General features: G+C 63.7%; 22 protein-coding genes. 9 read left to right on the top strand and 13 right to left on the bottom strand.

Annotated elements, in window-relative coordinates; translation table 11 throughout:
• Positions 1-76 precede the first annotated feature (76 nt).
• Entirely contained in the window at positions 77-529 is a 453-nt protein-coding gene (locus V3330_RS00860; protein WP_354693480.1) for a VOC family protein, read from the top strand.
• A gap of 9 nt (positions 530-538) precedes the next feature.
• Here the strand turns inward: V3330_RS00860 and V3330_RS00855 are convergent, their stop codons facing one another.
• A complete protein-coding gene (locus tag V3330_RS00855; protein ID WP_354693479.1) occupies positions 539-1,561 on the bottom strand; it encodes an alpha/beta fold hydrolase in 1,023 nt (340 codons plus the stop codon).
• Positions 1,562-1,825: 264 nt separating this feature from the next.
• Between V3330_RS00855 and V3330_RS00850 the strand changes: the two genes are divergently transcribed.
• Together V3330_RS00850 and V3330_RS00845 are read left to right on the top strand one after the other, a co-directional pair.
• Complete coding sequence (locus V3330_RS00850) at positions 1,826-2,587, top strand: hypothetical protein (protein ID WP_354693478.1); 762 nt, start codon at positions 1,826-1,828, stop codon at positions 2,585-2,587.
• Positions 2,588-2,672: 85 nt separating this feature from the next.
• Positions 2,673-4,694, top strand: coding sequence for an ExeM/NucH family extracellular endonuclease (locus V3330_RS00845; RefSeq protein WP_354693477.1), 2,022 nt, complete (start codon positions 2,673-2,675; stop codon positions 4,692-4,694).
• 72 nt (positions 4,695-4,766) lie between these two features.
• Here V3330_RS00845 and V3330_RS00840 read toward each other — a convergent pair whose 3' ends face one another.
• On the bottom strand, positions 4,767-6,248 hold the full coding sequence (locus tag V3330_RS00840) for an amidohydrolase family protein (protein ID WP_354693476.1): 1,482 nt from the start codon (positions 6,246-6,248) through the stop codon (positions 4,767-4,769).
• 115 nt (positions 6,249-6,363) lie between these two features.
• Here V3330_RS00840 and V3330_RS00835 point away from each other — a divergent pair, with 115 nt between their 5' ends.
• Positions 6,364-7,728, top strand: coding sequence for a sodium-dependent transporter (locus V3330_RS00835; RefSeq protein WP_354693475.1), 1,365 nt, complete (start codon positions 6,364-6,366; stop codon positions 7,726-7,728).
• A gap of 86 nt (positions 7,729-7,814) precedes the next feature.
• Here V3330_RS00835 and V3330_RS00830 read toward each other — a convergent pair whose 3' ends face one another.
• The 4 genes from V3330_RS00830 to V3330_RS00815 all read right to left on the bottom strand — a co-directional run bounded on the left by V3330_RS00830 (position 7,815) and on the right by V3330_RS00815 (position 11,798).
• Positions 7,815-8,930 (bottom strand): DUF4397 domain-containing protein, encoded by a 1,116-nt coding sequence (locus V3330_RS00830; protein WP_354693474.1) that lies wholly within the window; start codon positions 8,928-8,930, stop codon positions 7,815-7,817.
• Between the two features lie 190 nt (positions 8,931-9,120).
• On the bottom strand, positions 9,121-9,447 hold the full coding sequence (locus tag V3330_RS00825) for a ubiquitin family protein (RefSeq protein WP_354693473.1): 327 nt from the start codon (positions 9,445-9,447) through the stop codon (positions 9,121-9,123).
• Positions 9,444-10,628, bottom strand: a complete 1,185-nt coding sequence (locus V3330_RS00820) for a sialidase family protein (protein WP_354693472.1) — start codon at positions 10,626-10,628, stop codon at positions 9,444-9,446. Before V3330_RS00820 ends, V3330_RS00825 begins: the two co-directional genes overlap by 4 nt.
• Positions 10,629-10,697: 69 nt before the next feature.
• Positions 10,698-11,798: a ThiF family adenylyltransferase gene (locus tag V3330_RS00815; protein WP_354693471.1), complete on the bottom strand. Its 1,101-nt coding sequence runs from the start codon at positions 11,796-11,798 to the stop codon at positions 10,698-10,700.
• 227 nt (positions 11,799-12,025) lie between these two features.
• Here V3330_RS00815 and V3330_RS00810 point away from each other — a divergent pair, with 227 nt between their 5' ends.
• Entirely contained in the window at positions 12,026-12,505 is a 480-nt protein-coding gene (locus V3330_RS00810; RefSeq protein ID WP_354693470.1) for a DUF6265 family protein, read from the top strand.
• On the opposite strand, the gene V3330_RS00805 is transcribed toward V3330_RS00810, so the two are convergent.
• Complete coding sequence (locus tag V3330_RS00805) at positions 12,472-13,062, bottom strand: class I SAM-dependent methyltransferase (protein WP_354693469.1); 591 nt, start codon at positions 13,060-13,062, stop codon at positions 12,472-12,474. The two genes, V3330_RS00810 and V3330_RS00805, sit on opposite strands and share 34 nt — an antisense overlap.
• Positions 13,063-13,091: 29 nt before the next feature.
• Complete coding sequence (locus tag V3330_RS00800) at positions 13,092-14,567, bottom strand: PepSY domain-containing protein (RefSeq protein ID WP_354693468.1); 1,476 nt, start codon at positions 14,565-14,567, stop codon at positions 13,092-13,094.
• 355 nt (positions 14,568-14,922) lie between these two features.
• Here V3330_RS00800 and V3330_RS00795 point away from each other — a divergent pair, with 355 nt between their 5' ends.
• From V3330_RS00795 to V3330_RS00785, 3 genes are all read left to right on the top strand, one after another.
• Positions 14,923-15,573, top strand: coding sequence for a hypothetical protein (locus V3330_RS00795; protein WP_354693467.1), 651 nt, complete (start codon positions 14,923-14,925; stop codon positions 15,571-15,573).
• 126 nt (positions 15,574-15,699) lie between these two features.
• A complete protein-coding gene (locus tag V3330_RS00790) occupies positions 15,700-16,494 on the top strand; it encodes a cyclase family protein (protein ID WP_354693466.1) in 795 nt (264 codons plus the stop codon).
• A 30-nt stretch (positions 16,495-16,524) separates the two neighbouring features.
• Positions 16,525-17,652 carry a hypothetical protein gene (locus V3330_RS00785; protein WP_354693465.1) on the top strand — a complete coding sequence of 376 codons (1,128 nt, stop codon included), beginning with the start codon at positions 16,525-16,527 and terminating at the stop codon, positions 17,650-17,652.
• A 38-nt stretch (positions 17,653-17,690) separates the two neighbouring features.
• Here the strand turns inward: V3330_RS00785 and V3330_RS00780 are convergent, their stop codons facing one another.
• Positions 17,691-18,605 (bottom strand): MBL fold metallo-hydrolase, encoded by a 915-nt coding sequence (locus V3330_RS00780; protein ID WP_354693464.1) that lies wholly within the window; start codon positions 18,603-18,605, stop codon positions 17,691-17,693.
• Positions 18,606-18,616: 11 nt separating this feature from the next.
• Positions 18,617-19,549, bottom strand: a complete 933-nt coding sequence (locus V3330_RS00775; protein ID WP_354693463.1) for an MBL fold metallo-hydrolase — start codon at positions 19,547-19,549, stop codon at positions 18,617-18,619.
• A 280-nt stretch (positions 19,550-19,829) separates the two neighbouring features.
• On the opposite strand from V3330_RS00775, the gene V3330_RS00770 reads away from it, so the two are divergent.
• Complete coding sequence (locus V3330_RS00770; protein WP_354693462.1) at positions 19,830-20,873, top strand: hypothetical protein; 1,044 nt, start codon at positions 19,830-19,832, stop codon at positions 20,871-20,873.
• A 9-nt stretch (positions 20,874-20,882) separates the two neighbouring features.
• On the opposite strand, the gene V3330_RS00765 is transcribed toward V3330_RS00770, so the two are convergent.
• Genes V3330_RS00765 through V3330_RS00755 form a run of 3 tightly spaced genes read right to left on the bottom strand, consistent with a single transcriptional unit; the run spans position 20,883 to position 24,632 of the window.
• A complete protein-coding gene (locus V3330_RS00765) occupies positions 20,883-21,293 on the bottom strand; it encodes a hypothetical protein (RefSeq protein WP_354693461.1) in 411 nt (136 codons plus the stop codon).
• Between the two features lie 13 nt (positions 21,294-21,306).
• Positions 21,307-22,272, bottom strand: coding sequence for an isopenicillin N synthase family dioxygenase (locus tag V3330_RS00760; RefSeq protein WP_354693460.1), 966 nt, complete (start codon positions 22,270-22,272; stop codon positions 21,307-21,309).
• A 5-nt stretch (positions 22,273-22,277) separates the two neighbouring features.
• Entirely contained in the window at positions 22,278-24,632 is a 2,355-nt protein-coding gene (locus V3330_RS00755; protein WP_354693459.1) for a TonB-dependent receptor, read from the bottom strand.
• Between the last annotated feature and the right edge of the window lie 157 nt (positions 24,633-24,789).

Genomic DNA, 24,789 nt, shown 5'->3' with positions numbered 1-24,789 from the left:
ATCACGGGAGAATTCACCGATGGGGCATGCAAACCCGAAGACGCCGAAGATCGGCTGGTCAATCACCGCAGTACTCATGACTCTGGCGGTCCTGACGGCCGCGCCGGCGATAGCCGGGACCGAGGCCACCGCATCGGTCGATGAGACGGTCACGTTTTTCTACTACGATGACATCGACGCTCTGGTCCCGTTCTACGAGGGCCTGCTCAAGCTCGAAAAAACCATGGACGAGGACTGGGTCAAGATTTACCGGTTGACGCCGGGTTCTTCGGTGGGGCTGGTGGCCAATGGCCGCGGCCTGCATGCCGTGTCGGAGGACAAACCGGCCATGTTGAGCATCGTGACCGATGACGTCGATGCCTGGTACCAGCGCCTGGTGTCCGCCGGGGTGCCGGTGGTCAGCGAATTGCCGCCCGAGGACAGCGAAGCCGGCGAGGGCCGCGCGCCGGTGCGTGGATTCGTCGTGACCGATCCGGGCGGTTATACCGTGGAATTCTTTACCTGGCGCAAGCCGGAATCGTCCGAATAGGAAACTTCCTCAGTCGTAGTCACCGCCCCGCTTGACTTCGGTCCAGCGGGCGCGGCCGGCGATCTGCTCATCCACTTCCCGGATGAAAGCGCCGACCCGCTGGTTGAAGTCTTCCGGGGCTTCGAGCATGAGCAGGTGATCGACGTCCCCCATCAGGTGATAGCGTGTGTTGGGCCACAGTCGGTGGGCTTCCTGCGCGCCGGCGATGAAGAAGGGATCGCCGTGTTCGGCGACGATCAGCAGGATCGGCTGGGCCATGGTGGCCATGTCCGGAAAGTCACGGGAATTCCAGGGACCGATGTGCGTGGCCGAGGCCATGTCGGACCGCTGTGGATTGGCGGACACCCGCGGACTGTAGGCGTCGACCATGCGATGCAGCACCGGACGTACGTCGTCTCGCGACTGGGCGATACGGGTGAATCGCGAGGTCTTGGCCCGGTCGCGGCCCGCAATGACCTGCTCGAGCGTCGGTGCGGGGCCGTGCAGCGCGGTCACGGCTCCGTGGAAAGCGCTTTCCTCGGTAATGGGACTCAGCGGTATGGTGGCATCGGCAAAAGTGATGCTGCGTACCCGCTGCGGGTAGAGTTTCAGAAAGCGAATGATGATGGCGCCACCGCGCGAATTGACCACAAAGTGCGCGTCGTCGATGCCGAGGTGACGGATCAGTCCTTCGAGGTCGTTGGCGTGCGCGGTCTCGGAATAGCCGGTGAGCGGATCTTCCGACTGTCCGTGCCCGCGCCGGTCGTAGCTCACGAACAGGTAGTCGCGGCTGAATGCGTCAAGCTGCTGGCCCCACAACTCGTGGGAATAGCCCTCGCCGTGAACAAAGATGACCGGTGTGCCCGCGCCTTCGAGGCGGTAGGCCAGTCGCACCCCGTTGACCCGGGCATGGCGCAGTTGGTCGGCATCCGCCGCAATGGCGCGCGTGTAGCCGGGATCGGCGGTGGTTTGCTCGGCGATGGCGGGCAGGGTTGCCGCGAGCATTGCCGCGAGCGCGATTGCGACCCGCACGGCCCTGATGGATCGGGACATCGTCTTCTCCTTGCGGCTTGGTGCCGTGTGACCGGACCCTGACCATACCGCCGCGCGGGCCGGAACCGCAATACCACCGGCCGGGCGGGGCGGCCGGCCCGCCATTTCCTGTTGCAGTGAATGCACGGACCCCTGCGGATGGGTGCAACACCCGTGCGCCCGAATGGGCCCGCGTGCACGTCTTGGGCTAGAATCGGAGCGATCCCCCGTCATTCGGGATCTTCACGATCACACCGCACCTCACTAAGCCATTGGGAACAAACCATGAATTTGAATTCAGTCAACGCGATCAGCCGCCGCTTCGGTTTCCGGTCTACCGCTCGCCTCGTCCTTCTTGGGCTTGCCCTGGGCCTGGGTAGCGGATCAGCGGTCGCCGGCGATGCGACAGCCGCGGAAACCGAAAAACAGGTCACCGGCCTGTGGCTCTACACCGGGCTCACGACTTCAGGCGGAAACGAAATGCCGCTGACCGGCGTCTTCCTGTTCAAGGATGACACCTTCATTCAGCACGCGGTTTTCAACGGTGAGCCGTTGGAAGCCCAGGGATCGATGGCGCATGCCGGTCCCTACCAGGCGCACGCCGGTTACGTGCACCTCGTCGCCGAGCAGACCATCAGCACCAGTGGTGGCGAGAACCCGTCCCTGTCGTTCCAGGCCAACACGGAGCACGATGTCACCGTCGATCGGGACGGCGAGTCCCTGAGCCTGGTGTTCAGCATGGGTACCGGCACTGTCCAGGATTTTGAATGGGTCGGCCCCGGCGAAGGCGAATTGTATCAACTCGAAGACGGCGCTTTCGCCCTGGTCGACGGTCATTTCGTACTGGTCGAAGGTGATGCCGACGCCATCGTTTCGGGCTACGGCACGTACGATCGTGACGGAGAAAACCTGAGCCTGAACGTGATTCTCTGGACGGATGCCTCCTCGGAAGGCGCCACCAACGTGGCTGACGTGACCATCGAAGCCACCTTCGACGGCACCACCCTGACCCTGGCCGACGGTCGGTCATTCAAGGTCGAAAGCTGATCTGAGCGATGGGCGCCCGGGCCGGTTCCGGTTCGGGCGCCTCACCGCCCGGTCGGGCCTGCGCCGTGGTGACGATGAAACCGTGATGACTGCAGCGCGCAGCCATGGAATCGTCGGATGGCAGGTCGCCCTTCTCGTCGCGCTTGTTGTCCTTCTGGCTGGCGCGGCCGTTTTTCTCATCGTCAATCCCGATTCCGGCGCGACCGGGACGGGCGTTCGTACGACGGATCGGTCAGCGTCTCCAGACGGTTCAGTCCAGGCGTTGCAATCGATGGGGGCATGCGGTGATCCCGCAACGCTGATTTCGGCGGTTCAGGGTGACGGGCCGGTCAGCCCGATGGCGGGTGAGCCGGTCGTGATCGAGGCCGTCGTGGTCGGCGATTACCAGGAGACCCGCGAGACCCGGCCGTCGCGTCCTGAATTGCAGGGCTTTTTCGTACAGGAGGAAGACGCGGATGCGGACGGGAGTCCGTCGACTTCGGAAGGCCTGTTCGTTTTCGATCCGGGGAAGAGGCGGGAACTGACCGAAGGCGACCTCGTTCGTGTTCTCGGGACGGTGGCTGAATTTGCCGGTAATACGCAACTCGCGGACGTCCGGGCGATGGCCCGCTGCGAGCCCGCCGGCCCCGTGACGCCGGCGGTCATCCATCTGCCGGTAGCGCCGGACTTCGCCACCCGGGATGCCTACTTCGAGCGCTTCGAGGGGATGTGGGTCCGTTTCGACCAGCCTCTGACCGTCACCGGACAGGGGGACCTCGCCCGCTACGGACAATTGCGCCTGTCGCAGGGCGGCCGGCTGCGGCACTACGGGCAGGACGGCGCATTGCCCCTGTCCCGGGAGGGTTTCGCCAGGACGTCCGACGAACAGGCTCGCCGCAGCCTGCTGCTGGACGATTTCAATACGCAGCAGAACATCGATCCGGTATGGCACCCGCAACCCGGAGGCTTCGCGGTCGACAACGCGATCCGTACCGGCGCCACGGTTCACCGGCTCTCGGGGGTGCTGAACTTCAGTTTTGGACAATGGACCGTGCAACCGCGTCGCTCGGAAGCCGTGATCTTCGACAATCCGCGACGGCCGGCGCCGCCACAGCGCTCCGGCGACGTGATGGTGGCGGTGCTCAACGTGCTGAACTACTTCAACGGTGACGGGCGGGGTGGTGGATTTCCCACCGCGCGTGGTGCGCACTCGGAGGCCGAACTCCAGCGCCAGACCGACAAGCTGGTGGCGGCCATCGTGGCGCTGGACGCCGATGTGCTCGGCCTGCTGGAACTGGAAAACGATGGCAATGCAGAGAATGACGCCCTGCCGGCACTGACGGCCGCCGTCAACGCGGCCCTGGGTGCTCAAACCTATGCGTTCATTCCGGCCGGGCGCAGCGGTGGTGAGGACGAGATCAAGGTCGGGATGATGTTCAAGCCCGGGGTCGTCGGCCCCTCCGGCCCTTCTCGGGTATTCGCGGAACCGGCTTTCACCGACCCGAACGCAACGGGTGAGCAACGCAACCGCCCCGCGCTGGTGCAGACCTTCACGCCGGGGCCTTCCAGCGGCACAGCGGGGCGTGAATCCTTTACCGTGGTTCTGCTGCATCTCAAGTCCAAGGGGTCGCTCTGCGGGCCGGGCGATGACAGCGACATCCAGGGCAACTGCAACGGCACCCGAACCCGGGCAATAGAGGTGCTGGTCGACTGGATGGACACGAACTCGTTGTCTGCGGGGGATTCCGCCGCGCGGGCAGAGCGCAACATCCTGGTAATCGGCGATTTCAACAGTTACTACCGCGAAGATCCGCTGCAGGTGCTGCGGCGGGCGGGCTATGTCGATGTGCTGGATTCCTCCGCCCACAGCTTCGTGTACCGCGGTGTGGCCGGAGCTCTCGACCATGCGTTGGCCAGTCCGCAGCTGGCGTCCCGGCTGGCGGGTGGCGGGGTCTGGCACATCAATGCCGATGAGAACCGGTTGCTGGATTACAACGACACGGTCCGTGACAGCGGGGAAAAAGCGCACGAGGTGCGGCCCGGAAGCAGACCTCTGTACGCGCCGGACCCCTACCGCAGTTCCGACCACGACCCCGTGTGGGTCGGCCTGTACTTCAGCGACCCGTGATGGTCCCGGCGCCGGCGGTCCGGACGCCAGGGATCAGATCGTTTCGCGCAATCGGGGCAGCCCGGTAAATCCTCACGGCGCGCCTGTGCCGCGCAGGGCACGGCCGGGGAATACGCCGTCGACATGGTGGCCATCGCGAACCACGAAAGTGCCGCCCACGAGCACGTGGGTGATGCCTGCCGATGCCTGCATGGGCTGGGTGTACGTGGCGCGGTCGATCACCCGTTCGGGGTCGAACACCGTCAGGTCAGCGTCCGCGCCTGCCGCGATGCGGCCCTTGTCGGCCATCGCGGGAACGAACGGCGCCAGTCGCTGCGCCGGCAGCCAGCTCATTTTGGCCAGGGCGGTCATCAGGTCCAGCGATTGCCTTTCGCGCACGTGGTGTCCGAGCACCCGTGCAAACGTACCGGCACCGCGCGGGTGTTCGCCGCCGGTTTTCCAGCTCAGTCCGTCCGAGGCGATGTGGGCGGCCGGATGCGATATGGCCAGGTGCATGGCCTCCTCGGGAATGAAATGCGCGATCACGGCGGTGGTCTCGGCCGGGTAATCGGGCGCCCGGTAACGCTCGAAGGTTTCGCGGGTGAGACGCTCGCCGGTTTCGGTCCACACCAGGTCTCCGTAGCTCATGCCGAGTCGTTGCTGCCAGCCGCTGTCGAACGCGGCGGAACGCAGGCTGGTGCTGCCGGCGGTATAGGGATAGGCCTCGGTGGTCACGTCCACGCCGGCCGCCCGGGCACCGTCGATCAGGGCCAGCGCGATGGCGGTGTCGGCCAGGGCCGATGGGGTGATGTGCACGATGTGCAGGGCGGCGCCGGTTCCGGCCGCGTTGGCGAGTACCTCCTGGATGGATGCGAGGTTGCTGTGTGGCGGATTCCACTCTCCGCGGGCACGCCGGACGTGTACGGTCACCGGCAGGCGGTGCTCGGCCATCAGATCGAAAATGGACCAGACTTCGTCATAGCCCGCGCCGGGTGTGTATTCCAGGCCGAGTCCGGCGCCGATACCGCCCTGTGACAGGCCGTCTCTGAAACGGGCGAGGATTTGCCCCAGTTCGTTGGGGCCGGCTTCGGCGTAGGCCCAGCGCTCCGGTTCTTCAGCCTCCGGCCACAGGGCCTTGCGGATGCCGTGGTGGGAAACGGACACTCCGTAATTCAATACGGCGTTTCCGGAGCGTTCCCGGTACCACGATTCGACCGGGTAGCGTCCACCTTCGAGGTCGAGGGCGGTTGTAACGCCGTCGCGGGCCTGCAATCGATTGGCCTGATTGTCCTGGCCGTGCGCGTGGTAATCGACAAAGCCGGGTGTGACCACCAGACCGTTCAAATCGATGATCTGGATTCCTTCCAGCGGTTGCTCCGAAACCGCTTCGATGCGGTGGCCGGAGATCCCCAGGTGGCGTGTGGCATCCAGCCCGGTCGCCGGGTCCATGACCCGTCCACCGGCCAAAACGATGTCGTAGGTTTCAGCCGCGACGGCGACGCTGAACCCGCTCCCAAGACAGACCGACAGAAGCAGCGCTGCTGAGAGGGATCGGATGCGGATGAAAAGGTTCATGTTCGAGGTCCTGTCGGGTCAGCACGGATGGGTCGTCGCAACGAATGCCGCAATGGTACCCTAGGTCCGCCACACGGCGAGAAACCCAATAAAATCCGCATCAAGGGGTCACAGCATGGATCAATCCGGTCAGCACGAAACCTGGTCGTCCCGCAGCGCTTTCCTGCTTGCCGCCATCGGGGCGGCCGTGGGATTGGGCAACATCTGGCGTTTTCCGTATCTCGCCGGGGAAAGCGGTGGTTCGGCTTTTGTCATGGTCTACCTGCTTTGCGTGGCCGGCGTGGGTATTCCCATCCTGATCGCGGAACTGATGATGGGCCGGCGCGGCGGTTTGAGCCCGGTCGGAACGATGGCTGCACTGGCGCGGGAAGCCGGCGCCAGCCGCCATTGGCGCACGGCCGGTTGGCTGATGGTTCTGACGATCTTTCTGGCTGGAACTTTCTACTACGTGGTGGCCAGCTGGGTGCTGGCCTACATCGGCCTGGCGGCGCGTGGAATGTTCGCCGGCATAGACGGTTCGGGCTCGCAGTCCCTGTTTGCTGAACTGCTGGCCGATCCGTGGCGGCTGTCGTTGTGGTTCGGTGTGTTCATGGCGTTGACGATTTTCGTGGCGGCCAGCGGTATCCGGGCCGGGCTGGAACGGGCCGTGCGCCTGCTGATGCCGTCGCTGTTCGTGCTGCTGGTGGTCATGGTGATCTATGCCGCGGTGGCCGGGGATTTCGCCCGGGGCTGGCGTTTCCTGTTCCATTTCGATGCGTCCAAACTATCGGCCTCGGTGGTTCTGGCGGCCATCGGCCAGGCCTTCTTCACCCTTGGCGTCGGCCAGGCGGTCATGATTACCTACGCCGCCTACATGCCCAAAAACGTTCGCCTGTCTTCGTCCGCCTTTATCATTGCGGGGGCGGACCTGCTGGTGGCCCTGCTGGCCGCACTGGCGATCTTTCCCATCGTATTCGCGGCCGGGCTGGAGCCCAACTCGGGACCGGGGCTGATCTTCGAAACCCTGCCGGTCGCCTTCGGTCAGATGCCCGGTGGCCGTATCATCGCGACCGTTTTCTTCGTGCTGGTCGGCATCGCGGCCCTGACCTCCACCATCTCGGGGGTCGAACCCATCGTGTCGTGGGCCGAGGAGCACCGCGGCTGGAGTCGGCGCCGGGTTTCGGTCGCGGTGGGCCTGGCCATCTGGCTGGTCGGTCTGGGGTCGGTGTTCTCGTTCAACATCTGGGCCGGCTACAAACCGCTGGGGATGCTGCCGGTATTGTCCGAGAAAACGGTTTTCGATTTGCTGGAGTACGTGACAGTGAACGTGTTGATGCCGCTGAACGGGTTGCTCATCGCGGTGTTCGCGGGCTGGGTCATGTCGCGGGTACTGGTGTCGGATGAACTGGGTATTGCCGACGGCCGCCGCCTGGCGCTGTTGCGCTTCCTGCTGCGTTTCGTCGTGCCGTTGGCCATTCTCGCCATCTTCGTGTCCCAGTGATTTCGTTTACGGCCCGAATCTTCCGGGCGGCAAATAAAAACGCGGGGCCAGGCAGGCCCCGCGTTTAACGTGATGTGCGGTGCGGCTTACTGCACCAGCGTGCACGGGAGGGGCTGGGTCAGACGTTTGCCGGTGTAGATTTCCGGCGCTTCGCCGTCGAGGGTAACCCTCGCGGTGGCGTCATTGCACCCGCCGATTTCGAAATCGATGGTGCCGATGCGCTCGGTCAACACTTCCTGTCCGTCCTGCGGTCCGCCGCCGGTGCTCAGGAACAACGCGGTTTCGGCGGTGAGGCCGTCGAACGCACCAGGGGTGGAGCACTCGAAACCGTTGTCGCCAACATCTTCCTGGCAGCTGTCGAAGGTCAGGAACAGGGGATTGCCCGCCTCGTCGTAGGTGTACCAGGTGCCCACCAGGCGATTCTGGGACGGCATGGGCTGCAGAATGAAGCCCTGGCCGGATCCCTCGAGGATGTTCCACCAGCCGTTGGCGCTGTTGTCGACCGGCGTGCGGGTGGCCAGTTCACCCACCGGGAAGGCCAGAATGCCCAGCGGTTGATTGATGCCGTCGCCGATGGCGTACAGGGTGATGTTGCCACCGGCCGGAAGCATCGCGGGCAGCGGGTCGATGAAGTTGACGGAACCGTCGTTGGACGCGACCTTGAGATCGTACTCGCCCGCGGGGAGTTCAAAAAAGCCACTGGTAACGCCATAGGGCACGCCGACCAGTCCGTTGACCACGTCACCTCCGGCCGTGCGGATGGAAACTTCGGTATCGGCCGGCGCTGCGGCGAAAGGGGCCGCGTGCACGACGCGAACGTGAACCGTGGCCGGTGGCGCCATGGCATTCGCATCCTGCAGAGCCAGCAACTCGAGGTCCTGGGTACTGCCGTTGCCCACGGCGAATACGCTGTAATCAGTGTCGTCCTCGAGGCTGAACATGCCGGACATGACGGCGGTCTGCGTGCCGGCGGGAAATACTTCAATCATGTAATCGCCCGCATCCAGTTCCACATAGTCGACGAAGTCCTTGTACAGGACGCCGGTGAACGTGGTCTCGCCGTTGATGGCGATGTCGACCGCGGTGTCTTCGATTGCCGGCGCGAAAGGGGCGAGATGCAGAACGGCAACTCGCGCCGCGCCGAACGCGGGTTGGATGCCTGCACACAGCAGGGCGATCAGTGCATAACGCAATACTTTCATCGAATCAGCTCCTTCGAAATCGTGCCCGAGACACGTGCGGATTGAGTGGCTGTCGATGCGGAAGGTAACGGGATGATCGTGACCGGACCGTGAAGGCTATGTGGCGGCGCTGTGGAAGCGCGGTCGACTGTGCCGAAGCCGGGGCCGAACGGATCGGTCCCCGGGGTCGGCGTTGCGGGGGGATTCCGGCTCAGCCGCCGGATATGGCGCCGACGATCATGAACGGCTCGGTGCCGCGGGCGATGGGGTCCGGCAGTGGCTGGTCCGGCGGATCGTGGCTGATGTCCCGGGAGCAGGCGAAGAAGCGCACCTTGGGACGGCGTTCCCGGGTGACGTGGTCGCGCACGGTGCCGCGCAGCATCGGGTAATGGCTTTCCAGCGCATCGAGGATGGCGTCACGGGTGACCGGGCCGGGCACCCGCAGGGTGAGCTCCGGTTCGCAGCGCGCCAGGGTCTGCAGGTGATGGGGCAGGGTGACCCGGACCCGGCTGCCGCCATCGCCAGCCGCCGGGTTCACGCCAGGGTCTGCACTTCCACCGAAAGCACGGCGGGCAGGTCGCGCACGATGGGTTGCCAGTGGTCGCCTGAATCGGCCGAGGCATAGACCTGGCCCCCGGTGGTGCCGAAGTAGATACCGCAGGGATCACGGTCATCCACCGCCATGGCGTCCCGCAGAATGTTCACGTAGCAGTTCTTCTGCGGCAGTCCGTTGGTGAGGGCTTCCCAGTCGTTGCCGCCGCTGCGGCTGCGGTAGACGCGCAGCTTGCCTTCCGGCGGGTAGTGCAGCGAATCGCTTTCGATCGGCACCACGTAGATGGTCTCCGGTTCGTGCGCATGTACCGCGATGGGGAAGCCGAAATCACTGGGCAGGTCGCCGCTGACTTCATACCAGTTGTCGCCGGCGTCGTCACTGCGCATCACGTCCCAGTGCTTCTGCATGAACAGCGTGTCCGGGTTTTTGGGGTGGATGGCGATGCGGTGCACGCAATGGCCGACGGGGGCCGTGGGGTCGGGAATGTACTGCGAGTGCAGGCCCTGGTTGATGGGTTTCCAGCTCTGGCCGCCGTCATCGGTGCGGAAAGCGCCCGCGGCCGACACGGCCGTGAAAATCCGGTCTTCATTGTTGGGATCGATCACGATGGTGTGCAGGCACAGTCCGCCGGCACCGGGCTGCCATCCCGGTCCGGTCTCGTGGCCGCGGAGCGCGGCCAGTTCGTGCCAGGTGGTGCCGCCGTCGGTGGAACGGAACAGGGCGGCATCCTCGACCCCGGCGTACACCGTATCGGGGTCGGACAATGAGGGTTCCAGGTGCCAGACCCGGGCGAACTCCCACGGGTGCGGGGTGCCGTCGTACCACTGGTGGGTGCTCAGCGGGCGGCCTGTTTCATCGGACGTGTCGTACACGAAACGGTTGCTTTCGCCCTGCGGCATGCCGGATTCGGATGTCTCGGGGCCGTTTGGCGAGCCGGGCTGGTGCCAGCTTCTTCCGCCGTCGTCGGAGCGCTGGATGATCTGTCCGAACCAGCTGCTGGACTGGGAAGCATAGATGCGGTCCGGATCCGCCGGCGAGCCGTTCATGTGGTAGATCTCCCAGCCTGCGAAATGCGGGCCGTCGACTTTCCAGGTTCGGCGGTCGTCATCGGACGTCAGGATGAAGGCGCCCTTGCGGGTGCCGACGAGAACTCGGATTCCGGTCATTTGTCTCTACCTCGTGTGCTGGGTCTCTCCTCGTTGATCGAACGGGCGCGCGTCAAATCGACATCGACTTCAATTACCGATGAAACGGGCATAAATGCCCCGCGCGACCGTGGCTTCGTCCGTGCCCTTGACGATGGCGCGGCCATCGGCGAACAGGGTGACTTCGAAAGGCTGTCCGTTGTCGGTGAGTTGGGCGCGCAACATGAATTCGTTGACCTTGACCTGGCCGTGGCGGCGCAGGCGTTCGGCGATTTCCTCCAGTCCTGCGTTGCCCCCTTCGCTTTGCCGGTGCCGGAGTTGAACCGCGTTGCGGCCACACAGCGCGGCCGCGGTGGAGCCGGCTTCACCATCGAGATAGTCGAATCGGCGCTGCCGGCAGCACGGGCAGTTCGTGGACTCGCGAATGGCGCCGATGTCCAGTTGGGTGATGCTGTTGGACCACAGGTCGAGATTGAGCAGCCGGGTATTCACCCGGTCCAGGTTGCCGGTCAGTATTTTCAGCGCTTCATTGACCTCGAAGGCGGCGACGATGGTTACCGCCGGGCCAATCACGCCCACCGTGTCGCAGGTCGGGTTTTCGCCGGGTCCCGGGGCTTCGGGAAAGAGGCAGCGCAGGCAGGGTGTGGCGTGACTGCCGGCCGGTGAGGTCTCCCACCAGGCCGTGCCGTCCGCGCTGTGAGGCAGTATCGCGCAGGCCATGCCGGTGGTGCCCACGGCCCCGCCGTAGACGTAGGGAATGGCGTGCTTTACCGCGCAATCGTTGACCAGATAACGGGTCTCGATGTTGTCGAGACCATCGACCAGGATGTCGGCATCCGCCGCCAGGCGGGCGATGTTGGTGTGGTTGATGTCGTCGACGATGGCGGTGACCTGCACCTGGGAATTGATGCGGGCGATTTTGCGCCGGGCCGCCTCGGCTTTCGGCAGGCCTTCGGCGACGTCATCCTCGTCGAACAGGACCTGCCGTTGCAGATTGCTGAGTTCGATGAAGTCGCGGTCGACGATGATCAGGTGGCCCACACCGGCGCGGGCCAGTCCGTCGGCGGCCACGGTGCCGAGTGCGCCGCAGCCGAGTATCAGGGCGGTGGATTCCGCCAGCCGCCGCTGGCCGGCCTCTCCGAAGCCCGGTAACAGCATCTGGCGGTTGTAGCGACTGAGATCGATGGTCATGGTCCGATGTGAATGATTCCGCGGCGAGTTGCGCCGCCGCGCCTGGCCTGGCCCGGACCTGACCGTGTCAGGAACGGCCCGAATCCGGTTCAAAGCCCTGGATTCAGCCTAGCACGGCATTTGCATGCCTGTCGTTTCGGCGCCGCGAAATTCGACACGGCGACTGATTTTTGATGCGGCCGGGAAAATTTGGGCTATTCTGACAGGGAAAATCAACGGAGCCTACCGTGAACCCGTCCTTCCGCGTGCTCGTTTTCGCCGCTGCCGCCTTTCTGCCCTCCGTGCCGGTGCAGGCCGAAGGCTTGCAGCCCGATTGGCTGCAAGGGCGTTGGTGCCGTGATGCCGGCGGTATGCTGACAGAGGAAACCTGGATGGCTCCGCAGGGCGGGGAAACGATCGGCATGTCCCGCACCGTGAAAAATGACCGGATGGTGGGCTTCGAGTACGTCAGAATCGTCAATGGTGCGCACGGTCCGATGTACGTGGCCCAGCCCAACGGTGGGACAGCGGTGTCTTTCATGCTGACCCGTCGGGATGAAACCCGCCTGGTTTTTGAGAATCCGGCGCACGATTTTCCCCAACGTATCGAATATCGGCGGGATGGCGATCGGCTCCTGGCCGAGATTTCGGGTCCGGGTCCGGATGGCGATACCGTTCGGGTGCCGTTCGAGTATCAGTTGTGCGGCGGGCGGCGGCCCACGAGCTGAGCCAGTGCGACCTGGCGCCCGTCCGGATCCCGCAGCCGTCCTTCGAACGAGTACTCGATGTCCAGTCCCGTGGCGGCTTTCTGCAAATCGCCCGGACGCACCCGGAATGCCGGATTGGAGGGGCCGGCGAGGTCTTCGCCTGATGCGACCCGGAGGTGTTCCTCGCACATCAGAAAGCCCCCGGGCGCGAGCCGGTCGCACAGACCGTTCAGCAGCGGCAGATTCACGTAACGAACCATCAGAATGAGTTGATACTCGCCTGTCGTTTCGAGTGGGCTGTCGAAATCGTGCTCGATCCAGTGGATTTTCAGCCCTGCTCCGCGGGCCATGGCGCGGCCCCGTTCCAGGCCGGCAGCCGAAATATCGACGGCATCGACTTCAAATCCCCTCGCGGCCAGAAACAGGGCATTGCGCCCGGCGCCGCAGGCCACATCCAGGGCTTTGCCGCACGGGATTTTTTCAATCCACCGCTCGAGTAGCGGGGTCGGGTGCTTGCGGTCACCGTACGCGCCTTCGCGGTAGCGGCGGTTCCATTTGCTGCGGTCGGTGTCTGACATGGTGTTCCCCGTGGGCCGTGTTTCCGCGTTCAGGTGCCGTGCAGTCGCCGGCTGGCGCGCAGGCGGCGATTGCGGCGCAGCCGGCGCACACCCATCCAGGCACCGGTCAGGCACGAAATGCTGACGCCACCCATCAACATCAGCATGAACATATCCCAGACCGGCCGGCCACGCAGGAATGCGCTGAAGTCACCCCGGTGGAGTCCGTAGTGCAGCCATCGATACCAGCGACGTTCGGCGTCGATTTTCAACACGAGTTCGCCGCTGACCGCGTCGAGGTAGTAGCGGGTCTGACCGGGATCGTCGAACACGATGCGGTACACCGGGAAGTCACGTCGATCGTGATGTTCGTAATAGTAGTTGTCCTCGTCATGCAGCAGTCCGGCGTCAGCGACGGCCGTATCGGGCCTCAGTCGGGCCGCGAGCGCCTGCCATTGCTTGGGTGTCAGGGGCCGGGTCACCAGTCGCTCGTCCAGCCGGGTTTTCGCACCCTGGCGATTCAGGGTCAGGACGGCAAATTCACCGCCGATGGAACGGCCCTCCAGGCGAACCCATTGCGCGCCTGCGGCGGTCGGGCCCAGGCGGTCGATGAACCGTTCCAGCCGGGCGGGATCGATGCCCTGATCGTGCAGGCGGGCCTGCTCGGGCGCGGCACTTTCACCTTCAAGCATGCCCCAGGGGTTCATCGAAAACAGTCCGCTGACAACCCAGCTCAAAACCAGGATGCCGAAAACCAGGCCGCTGTAGTGATGCCAGAGCGAGGCGCCGCGGTAAGGCGAACGTCGGCCGTTGCTGCGCGCCTTGTATTGTTTCAGGCCGACGTAGAGCCCGATTACCGTCAGAAAGATGCCGATGAAGGTGAGCCAGGTGACGACTTGCGCCCACACGGCCGTGTGCTGGCGGAGTATCGTCGGATAAAGCCAGTGAGCAACCGCGCCCAGCCAGTTCCAGAAGCGTTGATGTGCGGTGGTGACCTGGACGACCTCTCCCGTGGTGTCCGAAACATACCATTCGGTTCCGGCTTCATCGCCGGCAGCAAAACGGTGCAGCGGCCGGTGCGGGTTGTACGCCGCATAGACAGTCCACTGATCGTTGTACAGCGCTCCTTCGTAACTCAGCGACCCCTGCACGCCGGCCCGTTCCTGCCAGGCTTCCGAGGCCCGGCGGATGCGGTCCGGCCCGGGTGCGTCGAGCCGCTCACCGCGGGCGAGGTCGAACTGCGGTCCGATCCGGCGCGGGTTGGCCGACTGGAGTTGAAGTACCGGTGTTCCGGCCAGCATCTGGATGCGGAAGCCGGTAAATGACGGGGCGGTGTCGAGTGCCCCCGGGGGTAAATGGCAGCAGGATGTGAAATCCAGAGGGTCGAGATTGGCCAGTCGGTCACGCTCACCGAGTTCCGGGTATTGCACGTACATCATGACGATGCCCGACAGGCACCACATCGCCATGATCAGACCGATGGCGATGCCGAGGTATCGATGCGTGAGAAACAGCCAGCGGATCATTCGTCAGTCGCGTTGCGGGGGAGCCGGATTCAGGAGCGGTCATTGTAAAGAGTTGCACGATCCGGGGCGCTGCAGGTGGCCACCGGCGGATCGTTCGTGCTTCCATTCGACCGAATCCGCATGCCGCCGTCTTGCCCGGGAGCGAGCAGGTTTATCCCGCGAGCGCTTTGTCAGTTTCCCGTGACCGCGACGCGGTGCAACGAGCGGAAGCCGCGATGGACTTGATCCGATGGAACCCGCAGGTGAATCAGCGGTCTGTTGGTGCAGTGACGCCGCAATGTGAGGGGCGTGTGTCCGTCGGTCTCGGTATCCCATTGCCGTCAATCCGTTTCTTTCCTTCCTGCCGGAGATTTTCATGTCGTTTGATTGTCGTGCTGTATTCAGATCCGCTGGCGCCTGGCGAGCGCTACTCGCTTTGCTTGTGTTGATCCCGGTACTGGTGGCCTGTGGCGGAGGGGAGTCGGAGCCGGCGAAGTCGGAATCCGTGGCGCAGGAGCCGGTGGCCCCGCCTCCGGCGAAGCCCGCCAGAACCGCACGGGATCCGGAGTTGCCGGATCCGACGGGACTGTTGGCGGCCCATGTTGACGGCGCGGAAATCCGCTGGCAGGTCGGCGCATCATCGCGCGGTCCGAGCCGCAGTATGTGGGAGCCTTTGAGCCCGGGTGTGATCCGGGTGGTATTGCACGGTGAGAACGGCACCGATTCGAACGCCGGCCCATTACAGGTGGAGTTCCGGCTTAACGGTCTCACTGCCGACTCGCGAATCACGTATGCGACGGTGACCCGTTGGCCCGAAGGCCCCAACGGTGCCGCAGTCGTGTCGAAGCCGGGCTGGATCACGCTGGAACTGGATTCGGTGGTGAAGAAAGGCGCGGCACTGGAACTCGCGGGGCGATTCTCCGGCCGGCTTCCGGCACCGGCCACGGGGCCCGAAACATCCGGGTCCCGGGTTCTGGTTGAAGAGGGCCGTTTCCGGGTCATGGTGCCACGTAAGCCTTATCGTTAGACTTTCATTCGAACGAACCAGTCCGGCTGGTACAATCGCTGCAATCAATACCAGTTGCGGCGACCCATCCAGAGTGGTTGTCGAATGAAGCGAGTGCGCGCGATGGCGCGTTCAGGGAGGATGAAGATGAACGGGCGGAAAGGATTCATGTGCTGTGTGGGCCTGGTGGCCTGTGTGATGATGCAGACGGCGGGTGCCGACGAGCCGGCATCCCGTATCATCGATCTCACGCATTCGTACGATGCGGACACGGTGTTCTGGCCCACCGCCGACGGCTTTAGTCTGCACAGCGATTTCAAAGGCACGACCGAAGGCGGATGGTATTACGAAGCCAATACCTTCTGTACCGCGGAACATGGCGGCACCCACCTCGATGCGCCCATTCATTTCGCGGCGGGCCGTCATCATACCGATGAAATTCCGCTGGAACGGCTGATCGGACCGGCCGTCGTGATCGATGTGAGCCGGCAGGCGGCGGCGGATCGCGATTACCAGGTCTCGATTGCCGATTTTGAGAACTGGGAAGCCCGGCACGGCAGGCTGCCGGACAACATAATCATTCTGTTACGCACCGGTTTCGCGGCTCGCTGGCCGGACCGGGCGGCGTACATGGGCACCGACGAGCGCGGTCCGGACGCGGTGGCCAAACTGCATTTTCCGGGCCTGCACCCCGATGCGGCCCGCTGGCTGGTCACCCACCGTTCCGTTCATTCGATCGGACTGGATACGCCCAGCATCGACTACGGTCAGACCGGCAATTTCGAGACACACCAGGTGCTCTTCGAGGCCAACATACCGGCTTTCGAGAACGTGGCGGCGATGGACGAGTTGCCCGCCAAAGGCTTCGAGGTAATGGCCTTGCCGATGAAAATCGGCGGCGGCAGCGGGGGGCCGTTGCGCATCGTCGCGCGCGTGCCCTGAGCAGACGGTTCGCGCGGGCGCGAGACTGACATGGCCACGGACCGGCAGTCGATGGCGCCGCTCCCGCGGTCTGCTCTGCTATTGGCCGGACTGTTGACGACTCTTCCGGCCCTGTCGGCTCCGCCGCCCCGATTCCCGCCAGAAGCCGTGTGGCATCAGGATGTCAGCGAAGCGCCGGTGCATCCCGGTTCGGCGGACATGATCGCCACCCTCGAGGGTCTGGGCGGTTTCGGCGGCACGTCGTTTACCCGGATGCAGATCGATTTCAGTCTGCAACTCGTTCATGCCGGGCCGGACAGTCCCGTACGCACCATCGTGGCCCATCCTGACGGTTACTACAGCCCCGACTGCGATCCACCGGGTACGTCCATGCCGGTTCCGGCCGACGCGGCCATCGAGGGTGTGTCGGGTCTGGACTGCGACAATCTCGGCAATGACTGCCACCTGCTGGTGGTGCAGGGCGATCTGCTGTACGAGGCCTATCGGGCGACCGCGTCCGGACCGGGGCAACTGGAAGCCCAATGCCTGGCCGTCTGGCGCCTGGACACGACCTACCCTCCTGAGGGTCGGGGCGAACACTGCACCAGTGCCGACGCGGCGGGATTTCCGATGGCGCCGCTGTTGTTCAATGCCGATGAAATCGCCGCGTCCCTGGCCGTCGACCCGGCGGGCGGGGGTGACCTCGGTCACGCCATCCGTTTCGTGATCCGCAATGAACGCATGGCCAGCGATGAATCCCTTGGCGGGGTGGGTGGGCGTCTGTATGTCCGGCCCGCATCCCACGCAGGTGGGCCGAGCGGTCCCGCGGCTTCGGTCCCTTACGGTTCGCGGCTGCGCCTGCGCGACGATTTTCCGCTGGACGGATATTCGCCGGCGGCACGGGTCATCCTGCATACTTTCATGCGCTACGGCATCGTACTGGCCGACGGCGGCAATATCACCCTGACCGCGGAAAGTGATCGCTACACCAGCACCAAGTGGTCGGAGCTGGGCATCGATTCGCGCGTTTTCGACCTGACGCCGGGCGCCGCCGACGTCACGGTGACGGATTTCGAGGTGCTGGACACCGGCCCGCGCATCGCCGAGACCTGGGACTGTGTTCGCACCGAACTGCCGCCACCCGCGCTATTCGGCGATGGTTTCGAGTCCGTTCCCTGATACGGCCCGCGGGCCGGTTGAAGCTCGCCGGCAGGTGTTTACAGGCTGACTTCGTCGGCCAGAAGCGCTCGCGCTTCGGGCGTGTCCTCCAGGCCCCAGCCGCCCATCAGGTAGTGGTGCACGACGCGGATGGCCATCTGGCCGATGTGTCCGTCGAAGCCGTCGAGGTCGCCATAGGTGTCCGCCAAAGCCGCCCCCACGAAGCCCTTCATGGGTTCGTACAACCAGATCGGCACGAAGTTCATGAAGGCGTTCTGGCATTCGATCATCACCGCCTCGATGAAATCGCAGCCGCGTTCGAAACCGGCGCGGTCGGTGAGCTCGAACCGGCCGGGAACGAACCGGTCCCAGTCGAGTTCGAGAAAGCTCCGCATGAACGGTACGAAATTGGCGAAGTGATAGTCGGGCATGAAGCCGTAGCGGGCGTTGGCCAGGATGGTATCCGAGGAGAACAAGACTCCTTCATCCCGGAAGTACGCCGCCAGGTTGCCGGAGCCGTGGGTGGGCCCGGGGTTGAGCAACTCCAGTTTCACTCCGTCGATGTTCAACTCGTGGCGTTTGCCTTCCAGCACCAGGGTCGCGGGAAGCTGGCCCTCGGCGGCGCGCGCCTTGATCACCTTGGCGCACAGTACATCGGCGACGATTTCGGCATCCGGAGCGAAGTCGGCCGCGAAGCCGGCATGGTCGAGGTGGTCGTGCGAGTAGATGACGGTCCCGACCGGCTTGCCGGGCACCGCGGATTCGATCGCGCGGCGATAGGCCCTGGCCCGGCCAGGAGTGCCGAAGGTGTCAAAAGCGATGACCTGGCTGTCGCCGGCCGCGAACAGGGTCCGGCACTGCCCGTCGGTGACGCTGAACAAGCGCTCGGACAACGCCTCGATCTGCATCTCCGGCTCGTGCGCTAGGTAAGCCTGGGCGGCCTCGTGGGTGAACATTCCGCGATTTTCGGGCATGGCTTTGGTCCTCACAGGGGGCTCAGGGCCGGTTTGATATTGCCTTCAATGCCCCAGCCGCCGGTCAGGTATTCCTGCATGTAGCGGCTGAGATTCATGGCCGCGTACTCGTAGTAGCGGAATTCATCCCGGTAATGGGGGCCGAGATGTTCGTCGGTCCAGGCGTTCAACTGGTCCCAGTCGTGCGGATCCACGCCCGCGACGATCGCTTCCTGCGCGAAATCGAACAAACGCTCCCAGTAGTCGAGGATTTCGATGAACCGTTCCCGGCTGACCGCCCAGAAATGACCCGGCACGAACAGGTCCCAGTCGAGGCTGAGGAAACGCTTCATGACGGGAACGTAATGCGTCAGGTGCCAGTCCATCAGCGTGGTGTAGCCGACCCCGTCGGCCACGGTGTCGACCATGAACAGGGTGCGGTGCTGCGGGAAATAAGCGGCAACGTTGCCATCGCCGTGGGTCGGTCCGGGGTAAATCAATTCGAATTGGCAGCCATCGATGTCGTACTCGGTGCGCTCACCATTCCAGGTTTCGTTCGCTGTTTTCTGGCCGCTGGAACCCCGCGCGTCGATGACGGCATTGGCGTATTCGTGGGCGATGATGTGCGCTTTGGGAGCGAGATCGGCGGCGTAGCCCGTGTGATCGAGGTGTTCGTGTGAATACACAACGGTTTCGACCGGCTTGTTCGGGAACACCCGGTTCATCGCGCCGGCGTAGGCCCGTGCCGTGCCCGGAGTGCCGAAGGTGTCGAAAGCGATGACGCTTTTGCGTCCTTCAACGAAAATGGTCCGGTAAATGCCTTCGCTGGCTGTCCAGATATTGCCACGCACCGGCTCGTAGCATATGTCACGGTACGCACCCTGGATCGGCAGGTCGCCCTTCAGGGTGAATATGCCGTAGTGCTCGCCGCAGTGATGTTCGTGGGGTTCGGAATCGCTTTCCATCGGGCACTCCTGTTGGGTTCATTCGTCCAATGCCGGGGCAGGTGAGCGCGCTCCGCCAGGCATTCGGTGAAACGCGTTTATACCCTTTTTGAGCTGTGCATCTCAACGTGGGCGGAGCCGCAGGTGCCTGAACGAGGTCGGCCGGCCGCGTTGCCGTAGCCATGCATTGGAGGATCCGTCTGCCTCATCGCAGTCACTTTTCATCCGGGCGACTATACTGAGTGCAAGGGCGTGCTTCGCCGCGTGCTTCGAATTCCCTGCTAACCATCGGGAGCGCTTCATGAACCGGAAAGCCAGCGTATGTGGCCTGTTCGTGATGGCTGCCCTGGTCGCATCGCCGGCGTACGCGAATTCAATCCGCAAACTGGACATCTCGGCGCTGGACGGGTACGGCGATGCGCCACGGGTGCGCGTGTACTCCACCGACGGCGAGAAATGGAATGCCGTGGACGCTACCGTCGCCGCGCGCTTCAAGGTGAAGCTGAACGCCAAATGCCGTTTCGAGGGCAAGGGCAATAAGGCTTACGAGGGTGATCTGCAGGTCGCCGGGTTCGACATTATCGGTGATACCGACCCGGCCGACTTCATGATTCCGCACTCGGGGACGGCGGAAGCGACCTTCCGATACGCCGGTGGGGAAGGGCAGCCGACCGACCCGGTCGAGGTCTGTGCTACCGAACTCAAAAAGCGCCTTTCGGAAAATAAAAACCTAACTAAATATAATATCTTAGCTAAAGGTTTTAAGGTTAATTATCCTGGGGCCTTCGAGGTCAAATACCGCATGTACTGTCATGCGACCGGCCTGGGGCGTTCGGACCTGGGTTCGGACACGACGCTGGTCAATGCGCGTATCGAGTGCGCGGCATCGGACCTGGCGGAGAAAAAGATTCCGCCGCCCCCCAAACGGGCCAAACTCAAGCCGGCACGTGCCGGCAGACTCCTGAGCGATGTGCGCTTCACGGCCGAGCCCGAGGAGCACCATGGCACCTGTCCGGTAGGCGTTCGCTTCCATGGAAAAATCACCGCGACGCGGGCCGGCGAGGTGCGCTACCGCTACGTGAGTCACGATGGACGTGAGTCGCCCGAATTCACGCTGACATTCGACGCGGCCGGTACGCGCTCGACCCGAAACTGGTCACGGACCATCGCCAAACCCGATCCGGGCGGGCAATTGGCTGATACGTCGGGTGAGGCATCGGATTGGGATGTGCAGGGCTGGTACCGGATTGAGATTCTGGCGCCGCCGCCCAAGGCATCGATCACGGCGCGCTACAGAATCGACTGCCAGGATCCGGCACCGGCGCGTCTGATCCGGCAGAACTGAGGCGGACGTTCAGTCCTCGCCGGCCGCGCGGGATTGAAGCAGGGCCTGTCCGGTCCGCAACACCTCGTTCATGTCCTCGAAAACCGTGAGTTCGCCCAGCACGATGTGCGGCGGCAGCGGAGTGTAGTTGTCGAAGTCGCGTTCGAGATCGGCGCTGCGCTCGGCGTCGTTGTGCAGGCGCATGAAGCCCGCCAGTCCCTCGGCCGTGTCGAATACGAGCCACACCGTGATGTAGCAGTCCGCGGACTCCGGTTTGCCGTCCATGCCGAAGGTGTCATGCTGCACCATGACCCGCACCGGCATCAGTTCGTTGTTCTGCTCGTAGGTGGCGATGCCCAGGGGCATGTGGACTTTCGCCCAGTGCTGAAAATCGAAGGACTCCCCGGGCTTGCGCGGGTAGCGGATACTGACGGTGTGCATGGTCGGGAACTCCTTAGTCATAGGCCTTGCGGAAACTGTCCATTACCTGTTCCCCGCAGGTGGTGGGCTCATCGCGCGGGGTTTCGCCTGGCCGGACGACCGGAATGATCGGAGTGTCGAAATCCGGGTCCACGAACATGGCGATCGACTGGCGGTAGCGGTCCGAACTGTTGACGACGCGGTGCTGGTTGGACAACAGCCGGCGGTTGGTCCATTTTTGCAGGCAGTCGCCGACATTGACCACGAAGGTGCCGGGGATCGGGTGCGCGGTGACCCACTCCCCGTCACCGGACAGAACCTGCAGTCCGCCCACTTCGTCCTGGCACAGCAGGGTCAGCACACCCCAGTCGGTGTGCGCGCCGATACCGAACTGGTCCTCGCCCAGGTTCTCCGGCTGGGGTGGATAGTACAGCGCCGAGCCGCGGGCGATGCAGCGGTCGAAGTTGCCGCTGAAGTAGCCGGGTTCGATTTCCATGGCGAGGGCGAAGGCGCGCAAAATTTTGCGCCCGACTTCGACACAGGCTTCGAAATAGTCGTTGAGGACCGGCTTCATGTCCGGCAGGAATTCCGGCCACTGGTTGGGTCCGACCAGCGGCACCGAGGCCAGTTCGTCCAGGGTGGGGCGGTCGAATTCACGGCCCCACAGGAAGGTTTCCCGGAAGTCACGACGGGTGTTGCCTTTCATGATTCCGGTGTAGGGCTCGATGTAGCCGCGTTTCTTCTCCGTGACCCGGACGGAGTTCTTGGCTTCCAGTGGGCTGGCGAAGAAACGGCCGCTGATGTCAAAGGCGGCCTTGATCAGTTCCTCGGGCACCCCGTGATTGCGTACGTAGAAGAACCCCACGCCGTTGGCCGCCTCGCCCATTTGTTCGGCTACGGTCAGTTCGGCCGCGGGGTCGGTTCTCCCGCCGGTAAGCGCGGCGATGTCGATCACCGGGATGGATTCGATCGGAATCCGCTTGGCTTTGGCAAAATTCATGTCAGTCAGAAGTAGTTGTAGCGAACGTTGATGCCGAACCAGCGCGGCTTGCCAGGCACCAGTGAATTGGCTCCGGTCGCGTTGGAGAGATCGTAACCAATCGTGAAGTAGCGCTCATCGTTGATGTTGTTGACGAAGGCCGCCACGTCCCAGTGGTCGTCGGCGCTGCTCCAGCCCAGCCGGAGGTTGCCGATAAAGTAATCGGGCATGAGCGAGGCGTCGAAATTGCGAATGTTGTCCCAGAATTCGTCGGCGTAATTGAAACTGGCCTGGGCATAGACCTGGCCGCCGAACACGGTCTGCGGCCAGTCGTAGCGAATCAGGCCGGCAAGCTGGATCTCGGGCGTGAAACTGGGTTCGCTGTCGACGAAAATGCCGGGGCCGATCTGCACGTCATAGATCTCGGCGTCGATCCAGGAGAAGTTGAACATCAGGCTCAGATTCGGCGTGGGCGAGGAGAACAGTTCGACTTCCACGCCGTGGTATTCGGCGTCGACGTTCTGCACCCAGCCGGTGATCTGGCTGAAGAAAAAGCCCTGGTAGTCTTCGTAGTCGTAGTAATAGGCGGAGCCGTTGAGGCGTGTGGTGCCGCCGAACAATCCGTCCCACTTGAAGCCGGCCTCGTAGGCCAGCAGGATTTCCTCGTTGTACGGGATGTTTTCAGGGGGGAAGCCGGCGCCGAAGGTGAACGGCGCGTTGAAACCGCCGGCTTTCACGCCGCGGTTGATTCCCGCGAAGACGAGCAGGTTATCCGTCGGCTGCCAGTCGAGCTGCAATTTGCCGCTCCAGAGGTTTTTGTTCTGGGTGTGTGCGCGCTGCGGTTGCGGCGAAAACAGGGGTGTGTGGGTTTCCAGAGTCAGGGGGTCGGTGCTGAGGAAAAAGGTTTCCTCACCTACGAAATCCTTGTTCTCGCGAATCAGGCGCAGGCCGCCGATCAGGGTCAGGCTGTCGCTGAGGTCGTACTCCAACTGGCCGAACAGGGACCAGGAATCGGTTTCCAACTGGGTCAGCGCAGTGTCCTCCCAGGGTACGCCGGCCAGGGGCAGAAACAGGTCCTGCGGGTCGGCGGTGATGGACACGCCGGTCTCGAGGTCGATGTTCAGGTAGTACGCTCCCGCCACCCAGCGCGTGCGGTCGAATTCCCCGTTCAGCCGCACTTCCTGGGTGAAGGTGTCGGCCTCGGCTTCGAACAACACGTTGATGGTGGAGGCGGGGCCGCCGTCGGCCGGCAGTCCCTGGAATTTCTCGAAGGATTTGTAATCGCTGATCGCGGTCAGGGTGGTCGAGTCGGAAAGTTGCCAGGTCAGTTTTCCCTGGACGCCCCAGGTGTCGGTTGAGTTCAGGTCTTCAAAGGCGAAATCCATGCCGCATTCGAGGTCCTCGTAGTCCTGCGGTGTGCAGCTCGGACCGTAGAGATTACCGCCGGGTGGCCGCAGGAGGTCGGCGTCGAAGGACAAGGGGTGGTCGATCGGCGTGCCGTCGGGTGCGATGGCTTCCCGGGTCTCGTTCGGGCCGGCGACGATCGTGCCCACGTGATTGCCGGCGGCATCGAAGATCGGGACGGTGGGCAACTCGAGGAACGGCGAGGTACCTTCACGGGTCCGCGCGAAGCTTCCGATCAGTAGCACATCGACATCATCGTTGGGTTCGAAAAGAAGTTGGCCGCGCAGGCCAAGGGTGTCGTCGTTGAAGGTATCCTCACCGCCGTATTCCAACGGGTTGCCATCGAGCGTGACGAAGCGTTCCGGGTAGTCGTTGTCCAGCACTTCATCGTAGTAGCTGTAGAGCACGGACATGCGCCCCGAAACCGTGTCGGACAGTGGGCCGCCGACGGCGCCTTCGAACCGGATCTGGTTGTAGGACCCGTAGGTGAAGTCGGCAAAGCCCTCTGCTTCCCGGGTGGGGCGCCGGGACACGTAGTGGACGAGTCCGCCGGTGGCGTTGCGGCCGAACAGGGTGCCCTGTGGCCCCTTGAGGATTTCCACCCGGTCGAGGTCGAACAGGCCGAATACCTGTCCCTGGCCGAATGCCACGTAGCTTTCGTCCACGTAGACGGCGACCGGCGCTTCGGTCTGGTCGTTGAAGTCGTTCTGGGTGACTCCGCGGATCGTGAACAGGGTTTTCTGGCCGCCGTTGTTGCCGCTGATGTGCACGCCTGGCGTCATGCGGGCGATATCGAAACTGTCCTCGAAACCCAGTTCCTTGATCTGAGCCCCGCTGAAAGCGGTGATCGTGATGCCGACATCCTGGATGGATTGTTCGCGTTTCTGCGCGGTCACGATGATTTCCTCCAACAGTCCGTCCTGAGCCGTGGCGGTGGTGGTCGTGAGCAGGGCGCTGCCTGAAAGAGCAATGGCCATCAGGACGCAGGTCCGGGCCCTCCGGGCGCGGCTTACGTTTGTTCGTGTTCGAGGTGGGCGGGCAACAAGCTGAATGCGCGATTCCATGACACGATCTCCTCATGAATGTCCAGTGATGGCGCGGACCGGTAAAAGGGTTCACCCGTCGGCCGGTGGC

Source organism: Elongatibacter sediminis (assembly GCF_037892215.1).
Lineage (GTDB): Bacteria > Pseudomonadota > Gammaproteobacteria > Xanthomonadales > SZUA-36 > Elongatibacter > Elongatibacter sediminis.
The sequence above is the reverse complement of the archived record's forward strand: the minus strand, read 5'-3'. Positions and strand labels throughout refer to the sequence as shown.

Bases quoted from the DNA above. Each gene is read 5' to 3' on its own strand.
- V3330_RS00860 (WP_354693480.1), top strand. From the start codon at position 77: ATGACTCTGGCGGTCCTGACGGCCGCGCCGGCGATAGCCGGGACCGAG.
- V3330_RS00855 (WP_354693479.1), bottom strand. From the start codon at position 1,561: ATGTCCCGATCCATCAGGGCCGTGCGGGTCGCAATCGCGCTCGCGGCA.
- V3330_RS00850 (WP_354693478.1), top strand. From the start codon at position 1,826: ATGAATTTGAATTCAGTCAACGCGATCAGCCGCCGCTTCGGTTTCCGG.
- V3330_RS00845 (WP_354693477.1), top strand. From the start codon at position 2,673: ATGACTGCAGCGCGCAGCCATGGAATCGTCGGATGGCAGGTCGCCCTT.
- V3330_RS00840 (WP_354693476.1), bottom strand. From the start codon at position 6,248: ATGAACCTTTTCATCCGCATCCGATCCCTCTCAGCAGCGCTGCTTCTG.
- V3330_RS00835 (WP_354693475.1), top strand. From the start codon at position 6,364: ATGGATCAATCCGGTCAGCACGAAACCTGGTCGTCCCGCAGCGCTTTC.
- V3330_RS00830 (WP_354693474.1), bottom strand. From the start codon at position 8,930: ATGAAAGTATTGCGTTATGCACTGATCGCCCTGCTGTGTGCAGGCATC.
- V3330_RS00820 (WP_354693472.1), bottom strand. From the start codon at position 10,628: ATGACCGGAATCCGAGTTCTCGTCGGCACCCGCAAGGGCGCCTTCATC.
- V3330_RS00815 (WP_354693471.1), bottom strand. From the start codon at position 11,798: ATGACCATCGATCTCAGTCGCTACAACCGCCAGATGCTGTTACCGGGC.
- V3330_RS00805 (WP_354693469.1), bottom strand. From the start codon at position 13,062: ATGTCAGACACCGACCGCAGCAAATGGAACCGCCGCTACCGCGAAGGC.
- V3330_RS00800 (WP_354693468.1), bottom strand. From the start codon at position 14,567: ATGATCCGCTGGCTGTTTCTCACGCATCGATACCTCGGCATCGCCATC.
- V3330_RS00795 (WP_354693467.1), top strand. From the start codon at position 14,923: ATGTCGTTTGATTGTCGTGCTGTATTCAGATCCGCTGGCGCCTGGCGA.
- V3330_RS00790 (WP_354693466.1), top strand. From the start codon at position 15,700: ATGAACGGGCGGAAAGGATTCATGTGCTGTGTGGGCCTGGTGGCCTGT.
- V3330_RS00785 (WP_354693465.1), top strand. From the start codon at position 16,525: ATGGCCACGGACCGGCAGTCGATGGCGCCGCTCCCGCGGTCTGCTCTG.
- V3330_RS00780 (WP_354693464.1), bottom strand. From the start codon at position 18,605: ATGCCCGAAAATCGCGGAATGTTCACCCACGAGGCCGCCCAGGCTTAC.
- V3330_RS00775 (WP_354693463.1), bottom strand. From the start codon at position 19,549: ATGGAAAGCGATTCCGAACCCCACGAACATCACTGCGGCGAGCACTAC.
- V3330_RS00770 (WP_354693462.1), top strand. From the start codon at position 19,830: ATGAACCGGAAAGCCAGCGTATGTGGCCTGTTCGTGATGGCTGCCCTG.
- V3330_RS00765 (WP_354693461.1), bottom strand. From the start codon at position 21,293: ATGCACACCGTCAGTATCCGCTACCCGCGCAAGCCCGGGGAGTCCTTC.
- V3330_RS00760 (WP_354693460.1), bottom strand. From the start codon at position 22,272: ATGAATTTTGCCAAAGCCAAGCGGATTCCGATCGAATCCATCCCGGTG.
- V3330_RS00755 (WP_354693459.1), bottom strand. From the start codon at position 24,632: ATGGCCATTGCTCTTTCAGGCAGCGCCCTGCTCACGACCACCACCGCC.